Below are 13,138 nucleotides of genomic sequence, written 5' to 3' on the forward strand. Positions count from 1 at the left end.
TAGAGTTTTTCTCATTCTTGATTAACTAATATAATTCAGTTGAAGCAATCCTATCTAGTTTGTGAAAGGAATGGCACTAAGAAAAGATACATCCCCTGCTCTAACTGGTTCCCAGCCTGGAGGCTGGGAAAGCATTCTGGGAGGAGGCTCCGCCTCCAGTAGCTTTAATTGAGGCAGAGCCTCTTTAAATACATTCCCAGCCTGGAGGCTGGGAACGAGACTAAACAAGCTTTTGGGATTTTCTTAGTGCCATTCGGTTCTGAAAGTTAGTGGTTTTTAGATACCTGAATTATCAAATAATTCGGGTATCTAACCTTTTCACATATCTAAGAAAAAGAATCTAAATCTAAAGATTGCATACCTTCACGTTCTATAAAGGTCATCATACTTCCCAACTGCAACCAAACTAATAAACAAGTAAACAAACTAATTGGTAGACCGACTCCTAAAGCCAAGGTGGAGGGAAAGCCAAATATTTCTAAGCCTGAAGACAGAAATAAACAAGTGCCGCCAGTTATACCGATAAATGGCACAAGTAATTGTTTCAGTGAGGAACGTGGTTTAGTATTTTCTGCTCGTTCGCTTGGCCATTTCTGCACAATTACTTTTAACGTGCCAGATAATGCCAAACCAGATGTTAATGCTGTCAAAAAGCCAACAAGTAAGAGGAAATAGGGTGGTTGTAGAGGAAAATAGTACATTAAAACTCCTGATTTATATTAAAGGTTTTTAGTTTTTACTTGCTGACTCTGACTGGTTTCCAGTAAAAGGCGCAAGGAATGTAGCTTTTGGGAGAATAGCGGCTGCACCTTCTCTGGATAAATCTGTTAAAATCCCGATCGCTACATTTAATAAACGATCCGGTTTTAAGTCATCCTTAACGAGGTTCCACAGGCGTTGGACATCTTCTGTGTGGAGGCGGTCATCTTCGGTGAGAGCAAGCACCAGCTGTCGCCGCAGAAACTTCCCTTCTTCCGAGATTAAATATTGGAACCCCATCTGGGCTGTGGGCAATACATCAAAGTTGCTATCGGTACGAGCGATCGCAATCAAATTCTCTAACCGCTGCCACTGAAATTTACCATCTTTGAATAACACATTCAATAATCGTCGCCGTAATTCCGGCGATTCGCCCGTCAGCAACCGCCGTGCTATGTAGGGATAACCCACTTCAATAATTTTGAAATCCGGGTTGAGGCTCAGGGCAATACCTTCCTGAGTCACCAAGGAACGAATAATCAAAGCAAACTTTGCCGGGACTCGGAAAGGATATTCATACATCAATTCCGAAAATTCATCGGTAATAGTTTTGAAGTTAAAATCCTTGACATTTTTGCCAATAGCGTTTCCTAGCACTGCTTCTAATGCTGGCACGATCGGGCAAATATTCGTGTCTGGAGTCAGAAATCCTAATTTTACAAAGTCTTCGGCTAAGTCGGTGTAGTCTTTATTTACCAAATGCACTAGTGCATCTACCAGTGTTTCTTTGGTGCTTTCCTCCAACTGATCCATCATACCGAAATCAATGTAAGCCATACGACCATCGGCTACAGCAAATAAATTGCCGGGATGAGGGTCAGCATGGAAGAAGCCGTGTTCTAAAAGCTGTTGCAATCCTGATGTAACACCAATTTGGATGATCGCTTCTGGATCTAAACCTGCTTCGCGGATGCGTTGAGTGTCCGTCAGCTTGAAGCCGTCAATCCATTCCAGGGTTAAAACGTGGGTGTTGGTGTAACGCCAGTAAATGCCTGGAACTTTTACTTGCGGGTCGTTGTGGAAGTTGCTAGCAAATTTTTCGGCGTTGCGGCCTTCATTAATATAGTCAATTTCTTCAAATAACTTTATGCCAAACTCGTCCACAATTAAAGTTAGGTCGTGACCGAGATTTAAAGGCAACCAAGGAGCTACCCAACCTGCTGCCCAACGCATCAGATATAGGTCGCGGGTGATTACCGGGTGTAAATTGGGGCGTTGCACCTTCACGGCGACTTCTTCGCCGCTGACCAGACGACCCCGGTATACTTGACCCAAGCTAGCAGCCGCTACTGGGCTAGGTGACAGTTCGCTAAAACTTTCATGGATTGGACGGCCTAGTTCCGTTTCGATAATCTGGTAAGCGATCGCATTATCGAAAGGTGGTAACTGGTCTTGTAACTTGATCAGTTCTTCTAAAAAATCTTTGCGTATCAGGTCAGGCCTAGTAGAGAGGGCTTGACCAACTTTAATAAAAGTCGGGCCGAGGCGGGTGAGCAGTTCTCGCAACTGGATAGCTCGTTTACCCTTGTTCTGCTCAACTTTATCTTGCCATTCGTCCCACTTCAGATTGAGTATAAATCCTGCAAAGGAGGAGATAATTCTCAGCACTCGCCCCCAGGCTAGCCAAGGACGGTAACTATAGTAGCGAGCGATCGCATCTGGATCATAGAGTTTTAGTTGAGCAGGTTGATACTGACCCACGCCTTTTTTTGCCTCTTCAACTGAAAAATTTACAATGATTCTTTTCTCCTGACTCACAAGTTAGTTGCAAGTTCAAGATAGCCAGTAGTCTTTTATCTAAAACAACTAGAACTTTACCCTTTAGGGATAGTGTTCGAGGCGATTTTAGCTTATTGCCACTGCCTAGATATGTTTATCTTTTTCTTAATTATACTTTATAAAACTACAACTACTTTTCCACGTTTTGGATGATTTTATCTTTTCTTAACTTTACTTTATATAAATATAAATATTTACCTATGCAAGATCCCCGGCTTCTCACGGAAGCCGGGGATCTTGGTTTTATCTTTATTTATACCCTGCGATTTAAGTGAAAAATAAAAGATTCTATGTATCTACAAAGAAATTACACTATCAACTAAAACCTTGCTAATTGGTATAGCAATCCCATCTGATCTGTGAGAATTTACGAATAGAAAAATCCTACTTTTGCAAGCATTACAGGCTTTATTCTTTCTCACATATTATTTAGGATTACTATAGTGATTTTGTCACAATTACTAATTACCAATTAGCTACTTTTAATTATCATGTAGTGCTATTTAGATTTGGCCTCCAAGTTTTCTAAACGGCTTCTCAATTCCTGGTTTTGTTGTTTGAGTTGGTCGAAATCTTCACGCAATTGGCGCAGGTTTTTTTCGGAACCAATATTCTTTTGCACTTTAGAAATTTCTTCCTCAGCATAGCGACGCACACGCCCATCAGCCGTTTGTTCAGCGAGCGATCGCAAAATCCCGACTGCTTTAGGCGTTTCCATTTGTCCTAATGCCGCTGCTACCGCCACTTGCGTTAAAAAGAAGGTTTCTTTGGCTAGTTCTGTTAATTTTTCTAAAATCCGTTCCAAATTAGCTGGACTTTGACCGACAGAAATCTTTCCTAAAGCGCGAATTGTGGCTAAACGTAGAGGTTGCGGCACACCAAGTTTGGTGTATTCGATAAGCAGATTTAAAGCTGTTTCCGAGGTTTTGAATTCAGCTAAACCAGCAACTGCACCACTCCGCACGATTTCATTCCAACCCGCCTTCTCTTCTAAAACAGATTTCAGCAACTTTAATACTTTGTCTTCTTTGGGTTTTTCTTCCAAGTTTGCCGATGAAATCGCCCCGATCGCACGAGAAGCTGCTGCTTCCACATAGTAGCTAGGATCGCCTTTTTGTAAAACCCCTCTCACAATCTTATAGCTTTCAGCTGTTTTAATTTGAGCAAGTGCTTCCACTACAGATCGTCGCACGTAAGCATTTTTATCTTTTAAAGCCGGAACTAAGCCATCAAAGGCTTGATCTAAGTTGATTTTGGCCAGTTGTTTCGCCACTTCCACACGCACACCCCACAATGGGTCATTTTTTAGCGAAGCAGAAAGCGCAATGGTAGCTTCTAACCCGCCTTTTTTCGCCAAAGCTGTTGCTGCATAAACACGTGAAATCGGGTCAGGATCAAATTCTAACTGTGCTTTTAACTCTGATATTGGATACTCCAAAACTACTGTTTTTAGGTAATTATTTCCAACATCAAAGCTGATAAATTGAGGCTTATTTTCTAGGGGAAAGTAGAAGCTTTGTTCACGTTCATTCACCCGCACAGTGAAAGTTTTGAGTGCTGAGTGCTGAGTGCTGAGTTTTCCATTACTCTTCACCTCACTCTTGACTTCTTCTTGCGTATAGCCAAAACCAATAGGTATTTTTAAATCAAACAAATCCTTACTGCCATTTTTACCTTCAGCAGCTTGGGTTTGAGTTACTGTAATTTTTGCTAACTTAGCATCCCCATCCCAAGAGTAAGCCACTTTAAAATCGGGATGACCACCACGATAAACGTATTGGTCAAAGAGGAACAAAAGATTACGTCCGGTAGATTTTTCAATCGCCCTGAGTAAGTCTACTGTTTCTACGGTTTTGTGAGCATTATCTTGGATAAATGTTTGGATAGCTTGCCAAAATAATTCATCTCCCAATTGGGCCCGAATCATGTGATAAACACAAGACCCTTTTTCGTAGATGTGGCGATCGTAAAGTTCAATAGCTTCTCGGTAAACGTGCGTTACCATCGGTCGGCGATAACGGCTACTATCTTCACTTAAGTAGCGACGAGCTTCCAATAAACGATAGTAAGCTGCTTCTTCTGAACTATATTCCTCTTCTGTCCACATCACCTCAGAGTAAGAAGCCATCCCTTCTTTAATCCAAGCATGAGACCAATGCTTAATCACCACCAAATCACCAAACCACTGGTGCGCGAGTTCGTGGACGACTAAACTTTCGGTGTTGCGGTTATCTAAGGCGGCACGTTCATCCAGCAAACATCTATCTGTTAACAGAGTTGTGGAGGTGTTTTCCATGCCGCCAAAGATGAAGTCATCGACGCAAACTTGGGCGTATTTCGGAAAAGGGTATGGATAACCATATTTTTGGCTCAAAAATTCGATCATCCGGGGAGTTTTGTCCATGCTGCGTTTAGCATCTTCCTCCCGTCCCTTTTCTACGTAGTAGGTAACTGGTTTACCCTTCCACTCATCCCGAATTTCAGCAAAATCACCTACTGCTAAGGCCATTAAGTAGGTAGGATGAACTTGTTGCTGTGACCAATGGTAGATTTTGTAATCACCATCTTCTATAGTGTCAATTAATTCGCCGTTGGAAATAGCCACGAGAGGGTTGGGGACACGGACGCGAATTTCCGAAGTAGATAGTTGTCCTGGATAGTCGAAGCAGGGGAACCAAAAGCGAGAGTCTTCGTCTTCTCCCTGAGTCCAAACTTGCGTAGGCTTGTTTGGGTAATGCTTGTCTGGTTGAATAAAATAAATACCGCGTTGCGGTTTTGCCACCGAATAGGCGATCGCAATTAGCAAGCATTTACCAATTTGAGTCGCCTCAGAAAGTTGAATGGAAAGCTGTTCCCCGTCGTAGTCAAAACTTTGTGGAACCTCGTCTACCTGCACAGACTCGATATTCAGGTTTACAGCATCCAAAGTCAAACTATCAATGCCATTACGGATTGGTAAGAGGCGAATGCTACAACTGCCCTGATAGCAAAGCTTTGGAATATCCAAGCTGAGATCGAGAAAAATATGCTCTACCTGTCCGGGGCGATCGGGGTTGTACTGTGGTCTTGCTCCCGGTAACTCAAAAGGTTTGTGTCCGTTATTATCTGTATCAAAATAAGACTTCGACATTGATCCTTACTGACCTTGTAATCCTGAAAAGTCTGGCTTGGCTGGATGTTGTTAAGCAAAATAGCGGTGTGTATATTTCCCAAATTAATAGGGCATCATGGAGGTGAGAACTTCCCTTTGGGATTAGGGATTGAAATTAATCTCACTCCAACTTCCAAAGCACGGCTGTCGAACCTTGGACTTTTTTCCATATTCCTACCGCATTTACTTTTCCTGATGTTTTGCACTTTTTTGTCACTGAGTCAAGAGTCTCTTGCCCCTCGAAAGATTCTCATTAAGTACAAATACTCCTAATTATTCTTATAACTTAGGATAGCTTGCTGCTGCTGATCAGGCTATTTTCTTTGAGATGAACAGCATATCATTTGCGGATTTGCTCATCATCCCTTTGAAGTATTTTTGAGAGTAACTATTAGACTGCTAACTTATAGGACTACTAATTTTATCAGTAAATACCGATCAATGAGCGGAAATTATTAAGAAATCCGAAAACTCTACAATGACACTTGTATAAATCTCGGTGACAATCTGAGCAAAAGAGGATAATAAAATGCCTGAAAGTAAATCAAAGTTTCTCATTCCTGCTATTGGTGCTGCTGTAGTTGTTGTAGCAGGAAGTATAGCGATTTATACGTATTTTAAAGGCCCATCAGGAAGTAGTTCAGACGCTTTAGGTAGCGCTAAAGTAGTACCTTCAACAGCGTTGATGGCAACTTATATTACTACTGACACTGAAGCTTGGGCAAAATTACAGCAGTTTGGCACTCCAGAAGCACAAAAATTAGTGGCAAAAAATCTGGAAAATTTCAATAAGCAAATGTTCAGTGACGGTAACGTTTCTTATGAAAAAGACATAAAGCCTTGGGCTGGTGGTGTCATGATTGCTGTATTGCCGCCAAATCCTGTGAAACCTGCACAGTTCAACGTCCCCTCTGGGGCACCTAATGTACCAACAAATTTACAGCAGGAACAGAATATCCTGATAGTGGTAGGAATTAAAGACAAGCTGAGTGCCTTGAATTTTGCTAACAAATTGAAGTCACAAAAAGGGGTGAAATTCCAGGAATCTGACTATCAAGGTCAAAAAATTGTCGAAACTACAGAAAATGGTAAGCCGACTTATAGCGTAGTTTTAAATAATAGTCACTTAGTATTAGCGCCTGAAAAACAAGCTGTAGAAAAGGCAATTGACACTTTTAAGGGACAGTCTTCTTTTGCTAGTAAAGAAGGTGCAAGTAACATTCTTAAAGGAGTGGATGTCAAAAATAGCCTTGCCCAAATTTATGTACCAGACTATGCAGCGATGGTACAGCAATTAGCAGCCGGAAATCCCCAGGTAAAGCAGTTACCTCCACAAACCTTGACACAACTGAAGCAGATAAAATCTGTGGTGGCGGGTGTTGGTGTTGATGATGCAGGAGTGCGGGTAAAAGCGATCGCTAATTTAGATCCGCAACTAAATAAATTTCAGTATCAATCAAGTCCTGGGAATATAGTCGGGAAATTTCCCACTGATACCTTTGCTTTAATTAGCGGAAATGGCATTAGCCGTGGCTGGGAAACGCTAGTAGAACAGTCAAAAGATTATCCAGAAATGAAGCAAGGTCTTGAACAGGTGCGAGGACAACTGAAATTTGTCAATATAGACCTGGATAAGGATATTTTTGGCTGGATGAATGGGGAATTTGCCTTTGGTGCGATTCCATCAAATCAAGGAGTATTAGCGAGTGTTGGTTTTGGGGGTGCTTTAGTATTTGATACTAGCGATCGCAAAACTGCCGAAGCCACCTTAACAAAATTGGATACCCTCGCCAAAACCCAACAAATTAACGTAGCTAACAGAAATATCGGTGGTAAAGACGTAACTGAATGGCAAATCCCCCAACAAGGAGCTTTATTGGCACATGGTTGGCTGGATCAAGATACCGTATTTGTAGCTGTTGGTGGCCCTGTTGCTGACGCAGTTGCCAATAGCAAGAATCCATCTCTCGACAATAGCGATGCCTTCAAAGCCGTTACTGCTTCTTTGCAAAAGCCCAACGGTGGTTATTTTTACCTAGATATGGATAAAACTAAAACTGTACCCCTGATTAATAGTTTTATCTCGTCTAACCCCGATACCATAACCATCCTGAGTTCTGTTCGTGGTATTGGTTTTACCTCTACTAGCCCTGATAAATCTACCAGTGAATTGGAGATGTTGTTAGCTCTCAAGCCTACTGCCAAATAGGGTATTGGGCATGGGGCATGGGGCATTGGGAATGGGTTATTTCCTTGTCCCCCTTGTCCCCCTTGTCTCTCTTCTCCCCCTTGCCCCCTGCCCCCTGCCCCCCTGCTTCTTCCTCATCTCCCCACTCCACTCACAAAACTTGATTATTCCGAGATTCTAATGTTTGGTTGAGCCTATCCAAAGCACCAGTCAGTCTTTCCTGAGCTGCAAGCTTAGGATCTGATAATGGAGATTGAATCGGAACATCCTCTTGTCTCTTGAGTTTTTGCAAAGCGCGAATTGCTACAAATAAGATGAAAGCAATGATTAAAAAGTCCAGGATTGCGCCGAGAAACTGACCGATCGCAATCCCTGGTCCGATAGTGATTGTTCTCCAGTCTTTACCAGTCACACTGATTAAGGGGTTAATCAATGGCATAATCACATCCTCAACAAAGGCGGTGATAACCCGACTAAAAGCAGTACCGATGATGACTGCGATCGCTAAGTCAACTACACTGCCTTTGAGGGCAAATTCTTGAAAATCTCTTAAAAAGCCACTTGCACTTCTTCTTGCTCTTGCCATACTTGAGACTGAATAAGTTAGTTGTAGTCTTTTTTTTATATGACATTTGCCTTTGTGCCCTCTCTGTTGAGATAGATTTTGTCCAGCAACTATGTCATAAGTAAAAAAGGCTGTTAAATGCAAATTGATTTATGACTGCTGCTGTAAACACTAATCCTGGTTTCGCTTCCCGCTTGGTAAATGGCATATTGGCAATCCAGCCTTTAGCTAACCTAGCCAAGCATCAAGCTAGACAAATGATGATTAAACGTGCCGAGAGAATTGGTGTACCTTGGACGCAAGAAGTCGAAACACTACAGGCGCGTGATTGGAAAGCTGATTTAACTCAAGTAGAAAATCCTCAGCTTTCCTATCCCGATTATTACGTCACCTCATTTCATGCCTACGAAACTGGAAATCTGAGTTGGCAAGCCGCTTTTGAGGTAGAACCTGCTGCTTACGCTGTCCACGCTAAGATTTGGCAGGACGCTGAAGAAGCGCAAGGCGATCCCATGCTGCGCCAAAGCTACCACAATATCCTGAAAAGTCAAATTCCTAATGAGCCGCAAGACATCTTAGATGTAGGGTGTAGTGTGGGCTTGAGTAGTTTTGCTCTACAAGCAGTTTATCCCCATACCAAAATTACAGGCTTGGACTTATCTCCCTACTTTTTAGCCGTTGCCAATTACCGCGCTGGGCAACGCCAAGCTCAAATAAACTGGCTTCATGCCCAAGCTGAATCTACTGGGCTACCTGATGCCTCGTTTGATTTAGTTTCCATTTTCCTGATGTGCCACGAGTTACCCCAATCGGCAACCCGACAGATTTTAGCTGAAATGCGGCGCGTGCTGCGTCCAGGTGGCTACTTAGCAATCATGGATATGAATCCTAAATCTGAAGTTTACAAGAAAATGCCAGCCTACATTTTGACTTTGCTCAAAAGTACTGAACCGTATTTAGATGAATATTTTGCTTTGGACATTGAGCAAGCTATTGTTGAGGCGGGTTTCCAAACTCCCACTATCACCAACAATACCCACCGTCACCGCACAGTGATTGCTCAGGTGAGTGGTTGATTCATCTCTACTGTTGTGGGCAGCAATACCACCCTTGCTGCTGCTAGGCTACTACTACTTGCGGGTGCCATTTGCCCCACCTTTGTTAAAGTTACTAATGTTCTTTATCATCGGGGCAATATCTGGTATTTTAGCCCTTAGCCTCGAATGGATTTTTGAAATTGTAGCTAACTGGGTTTCAGACTGGTATCACATCGATCTATGTCTACCGCCAAGCCGATGCGCGTCTACGCTTTTTGGTGTGGCGTTGCGGCAGCTTATAGAAGTAGGCCCAATTGAAGAAGGCTGCAAGTTGGCTGCGGTTGTTGTCCCAACCTACTATCTGCAACGCAGGTATCGATTACTTGCATCTACGGTTTTCCTCTTCACCATAGCCGTTACTCTTGGATTCACTGCCGAAGAAAACTGGATTTACCTTTTTCATGGTACAGCATCAATTCTTGACCGTACTATCGGTACGCCAGTTCACGCGATGTTCTCTGCACCTTGGGGATACGCATTAGGAATTTATATTTCTTCCCACACTCGGTTAAATCGAGACAAGAAGTTCATTTTTCGGGCTTGGCTAAATTCTGTAATATGTCATGCCCTAGTTAATGTCCTATCTATTGCTTGGGGTTACTCATTACCCCTACGTTTCCTGAGTTATGGTTTCTTTCCATTTCTGTTGTGGATGTTTTGGCGACTGGAACAATTACTGCGAAAAGTGCAAGGTAAACCTGTAATTACCCTAATTTCAGACCGTACAATCCAACGCCGTTATTGGCAGAGGAGTTTAGTACTTTTTGCCCTTATGCTGGGTGGAAATGCTATTTTTGGTCTGTTTCTCTTAGCCAGGAAAATTAGTCCTTTGAGTCCGTCAAAGCTTTTTGACACTTATATTTTGTGGTTTATATTTAGTCGCTGTTTACTAAATCTCTTTTTTGGAGTTTTAGCTTGGGGCATTTATCGCTATTTGCGACATTCCGCCCGTCGTCGATATTTTTAAAATATGATTTAGGAAAAGGCTAGGGGGTTTCTATGCAAACAACTCCAGTGCGTTGGATGACTGCTGGCCTACAGCTATTTGCTAGCGATTCTCATTCCAAGACACTTCGTGAACACAGAAATCGCTATGAGATTATTAATCCAGAACTATTTATGACCTTGAATACCGAGTTTAGGAAAAGCACCAAAAGAGACATATTCAGAAACGTCACAGCCGAGCCAAGCGACAGTGACGCTTCTGATGGATAACCTAGAATCGAAAATTCAAAATTCAAAATTTATAAACTCCCCAGGCCGGATTCGAACCAGCGACCAATCGATTAACAGTCGATCGCTCTACCACTGAGCTACTGAGGACCACTCACGATTTATAATCTTAGGGCTAAAAATAGTATTTGGCAAGTACTTTCGCCAATATTTTTTTTAGATGCTTAATTTATATAACTTTTGCAGCCAAAATCCATTCAGGAACTTAAGCAGAGACTCTTAAATACTAAATATTCACTGTAATCCCATTCGTAATTCAGCCAGACGTTGCCGCGCTTTAGCATCAATCGCATTAGCTAAAAACCTACTCTTAGATTGTTTGCGCGTATGATACTTTTGTCGCATCCGGCAGACGGTAGCTTCCACTTCACCACAGAGTTGTTGTGCCGACAACCATTCAGCCCCATACCCTTGTATCATCAACTGCTGTGCCCGATCTGATGTAGCAACAATTACACGAGAAATCAAAGATTGAGCTATTTGCTGGCGAAAAGAAGCGCAGGATTTTTCAATATAAGTATCTGCTGTTTGCCCAAAATCAGTGTAATAAACAGATAAAAGCTCAGTAATAATTTCTTTATTACTAGAGGTGTTCTGATATTGGGCATCAAAAACTATCTGAGTTGTGTAACCTTGAAACGCACTGTAACCGGTCATTGCTTCCACAAGTTCGCCCCGTGCAGCCTCTAATCCAACACTATCACGCGTTTTTTTAAGGCAAGGCCAAGCGCCTATTATATTGTAGCCGTCCACTAACAAAACGGCTTGGAGTAAGGAACGGGGCATGGTTTTTAATCACAATTTTCTAGAGTTAACAAAATTCATTCATAAGTTTTATAATAATTGATGCATTGTCTGTAACACTATGCTACACAGAATAAAAAATACGGCAGCCTCACAAAACTCAAACCTCAGACAGACGCACAAACTTAAAAACGCGCCTTTTAAATAAAGGCGCGTTGCAGTTCTTTTTTAGTAGTATTTAGGAGTGCTAAGTACAATGAATTTTACTTACTCAGCACTCAGCACTCGTTACTCAGCACTCAATTAAGAGGCTTCGCTGTGTACCTCCATCAGACGTTGTTTAAGGCGTTCAGCTTCACCTCTATCCACCAGAGAGCCTTTTTCTAGCAAAAAAGCGCCGTCACAGTAATTTAACTCATCTAATCGATGTGTCACCCACAGGGCTGTAATACCTCGACTTTTGACAAGGCGGCGAACACCAGCAACTAAATCCAACTGGCTATCTGGATCTAGTAAGGCAGTGGGTTCATCTAATAATAAGACTTCACAGCGGCGGGCGATCGCACCTGCGATCGCTACTCGCTGTTTCTGTCCTCCAGAGAGTGCATAGATAGGGCGTCGTTGGAGGGTAAGCAAATTCACCGCCCCTAGCGCCTCCTCAACTCTTGCTCTGGTAGCAGCAGGTGGCAACTTTTCTTCCACCAATCCAAAAGCCACATCAGCACCAACAGTTGGCATCACTAGTTGATGATCTGGATTTTGGAAAACAAAGCCAACGGGGTGTAAAACCCTAATTTCGCCAGATTCAGGAGCTAATAACCCCGCCAGCAGTTTCAGTAACGTAGATTTTCCGCTGCCATTTGTACCCAAGAGCATCCAAAACTCACCCTTGGGTACTTCTAAAGAGCAAGATTTGATAACTTTCTCTCCATTAGGCCAACTGAAATTTAAATCCTTGACCTCAATGCCCACTTGAGCCATTTGTCAACCTTGGTTACTCAGCAGCTACAGCGAAAAAGCCTGGTGGTCTTCCACCACCAGGGGTTGTACCATCTTTCTGAACAATCTGCACCCCAGAAATTTCACTAGCGCGGACAGCAATTTTTTTCTCTGTCTTGCCCTCGCACTTGAGTTCTACGATGTCAGGGTTCCCAGAACGGATTGCTGCCAAAATTAGCTGATAGACAGCCTCAGCATCCTCTGCTGACTTACGTTGTACTGAGATCGGGAAAGCAGTGTTTCTGATGCTTAAATCGATGGTAAACATTTAGCAATAATCAAATTTAACTGTGGACTCATTTTAGCGTCAGCTGACTGATTCTAGGGAAATGGGGATTGGGGATTGGGATTAGGGGAGAGGTAACAGGTGATAGGGAATAATCTGTTACCTGTAACCTATTCCCTTCTTGTCTTCCCACCTCAATCTCAATCAAAAATTAATTTTTATGACAAAAGCACTAGAAAAATTAGCGATTTACACCTAATATGATTAAAGGTGTGTAAAAAATTGTAAACTTGGTTAACAACCTGGTTAACTTTCTGCATATAGAAGGCTTTTATTGAGCCATCTATAATACAGATACAACCTGTACTTATAAACATTTGGAGATTTGCTCTCATGA

At 42.4% G+C, this 13,138-nt stretch carries 11 protein-coding genes and 1 tRNA gene; 4 read left to right on the top strand and 8 right to left on the bottom strand.

Annotated elements, in window-relative coordinates; genetic code table 11:
- Positions 1 to 326: 326 nt before the first annotated feature.
- From A4S05_RS30990 to A4S05_RS31000, 3 genes are all read right to left on the bottom strand, one after another.
- Positions 327 to 701: a hypothetical protein gene (locus tag A4S05_RS30990; RefSeq protein WP_069073612.1), complete on the bottom strand. Its 375-nt coding sequence runs from the start codon at positions 699 to 701 to the stop codon at positions 327 to 329.
- A 28-nt stretch (positions 702 to 729) separates the two neighbouring features.
- Positions 730 to 2,460, bottom strand: a complete 1,731-nt coding sequence (locus A4S05_RS30995) for an ABC1 kinase family protein (RefSeq protein WP_069073623.1) — start codon at positions 2,458 to 2,460, stop codon at positions 730 to 732.
- 577 nt (positions 2,461 to 3,037) lie between these two features.
- Positions 3,038 to 5,668: a M1 family metallopeptidase gene (locus A4S05_RS31000; protein ID WP_069073613.1), complete on the bottom strand. Its 2,631-nt coding sequence runs from the start codon at positions 5,666 to 5,668 to the stop codon at positions 3,038 to 3,040.
- A 550-nt stretch (positions 5,669 to 6,218) separates the two neighbouring features.
- Between A4S05_RS31000 and A4S05_RS31005 the strand changes: the two genes are divergently transcribed.
- Positions 6,219 to 7,898, top strand: a complete 1,680-nt coding sequence (locus A4S05_RS31005) for a DUF3352 domain-containing protein (protein ID WP_069073614.1) — start codon at positions 6,219 to 6,221, stop codon at positions 7,896 to 7,898.
- Between the two features lie 130 nt (positions 7,899 to 8,028).
- Here the strand turns inward: A4S05_RS31005 and mscL are convergent, their stop codons facing one another.
- Positions 8,029 to 8,463, bottom strand: coding sequence for a large conductance mechanosensitive channel protein MscL (gene mscL / locus A4S05_RS31010; protein ID WP_069073615.1), 435 nt, complete (start codon positions 8,461 to 8,463; stop codon positions 8,029 to 8,031).
- 131 nt (positions 8,464 to 8,594) lie between these two features.
- On the opposite strand from mscL, the gene A4S05_RS31015 reads away from it, so the two are divergent.
- The 3 genes from A4S05_RS31015 to A4S05_RS31025 are packed head-to-tail and all read left to right on the top strand — an operon-like array spanning position 8,595 to position 10,754.
- A complete protein-coding gene (locus tag A4S05_RS31015; RefSeq protein ID WP_069073616.1) occupies positions 8,595 to 9,518 on the top strand; it encodes a class I SAM-dependent methyltransferase in 924 nt (307 codons plus the stop codon).
- Positions 9,511 to 10,506: a PrsW family intramembrane metalloprotease gene (locus A4S05_RS31020; protein WP_069073617.1), complete on the top strand. Its 996-nt coding sequence runs from the start codon at positions 9,511 to 9,513 to the stop codon at positions 10,504 to 10,506. The genes A4S05_RS31015 and A4S05_RS31020 overlap by 8 nt, the downstream gene beginning before the upstream one ends.
- 32 nt (positions 10,507 to 10,538) lie before the next feature.
- Entirely contained in the window at positions 10,539 to 10,754 is a 216-nt protein-coding gene (locus A4S05_RS31025) for a hypothetical protein (RefSeq protein WP_069073618.1), read from the top strand.
- A gap of 36 nt (positions 10,755 to 10,790) precedes the next feature.
- Here the strand turns inward: A4S05_RS31025 and A4S05_RS31030 are convergent.
- The 4 genes from A4S05_RS31030 to A4S05_RS31045 all read right to left on the bottom strand — a co-directional run bounded on the left by A4S05_RS31030 (position 10,791) and on the right by A4S05_RS31045 (position 12,783).
- Positions 10,791 to 10,862 (bottom strand) — tRNA-Asn (locus A4S05_RS31030).
- Positions 10,863 to 11,006: 144 nt separating this feature from the next.
- Positions 11,007 to 11,558 (bottom strand): NYN domain-containing protein, encoded by a 552-nt coding sequence (locus A4S05_RS31035; RefSeq protein WP_069073619.1) that lies wholly within the window; start codon positions 11,556 to 11,558, stop codon positions 11,007 to 11,009.
- A gap of 261 nt (positions 11,559 to 11,819) precedes the next feature.
- Entirely contained in the window at positions 11,820 to 12,497 is a 678-nt protein-coding gene (locus A4S05_RS31040) for an ABC transporter ATP-binding protein (RefSeq protein ID WP_069073620.1), read from the bottom strand.
- A gap of 13 nt (positions 12,498 to 12,510) precedes the next feature.
- Positions 12,511 to 12,783: a UPF0367 protein family gene (locus A4S05_RS31045; RefSeq protein WP_012410874.1), complete on the bottom strand. Its 273-nt coding sequence runs from the start codon at positions 12,781 to 12,783 to the stop codon at positions 12,511 to 12,513.
- Between the last annotated feature and the right edge of the window lie 355 nt (positions 12,784 to 13,138).

The sequence above is a fragment of the Nostoc sp. KVJ20 genome, assembly GCF_001712795.1.
Taxonomy (GTDB): domain Bacteria; phylum Cyanobacteriota; class Cyanobacteriia; order Cyanobacteriales; family Nostocaceae; genus Nostoc.

Bases quoted from the DNA above. Each gene is read 5' to 3' on its own strand.
- A4S05_RS30990 (WP_069073612.1), bottom strand. From the start codon at position 701: ATGTACTATTTTCCTCTACAACCACCCTATTTCCTCTTACTTGTTGGC.
- A4S05_RS31000 (WP_069073613.1), bottom strand. From the start codon at position 5,668: ATGTCGAAGTCTTATTTTGATACAGATAATAACGGACACAAACCTTTT.
- A4S05_RS31005 (WP_069073614.1), top strand. From the start codon at position 6,219: ATGCCTGAAAGTAAATCAAAGTTTCTCATTCCTGCTATTGGTGCTGCT.
- mscL (WP_069073615.1), bottom strand. From the start codon at position 8,463: ATGGCAAGAGCAAGAAGAAGTGCAAGTGGCTTTTTAAGAGATTTTCAA.
- A4S05_RS31015 (WP_069073616.1), top strand. From the start codon at position 8,595: ATGACTGCTGCTGTAAACACTAATCCTGGTTTCGCTTCCCGCTTGGTA.
- A4S05_RS31025 (WP_069073618.1), top strand. From the start codon at position 10,539: ATGCAAACAACTCCAGTGCGTTGGATGACTGCTGGCCTACAGCTATTT.
- A4S05_RS31035 (WP_069073619.1), bottom strand. From the start codon at position 11,558: ATGCCCCGTTCCTTACTCCAAGCCGTTTTGTTAGTGGACGGCTACAAT.
- A4S05_RS31040 (WP_069073620.1), bottom strand. From the start codon at position 12,497: ATGGCTCAAGTGGGCATTGAGGTCAAGGATTTAAATTTCAGTTGGCCT.
- A4S05_RS31045 (WP_012410874.1), bottom strand. From the start codon at position 12,783: ATGTTTACCATCGATTTAAGCATCAGAAACACTGCTTTCCCGATCTCA.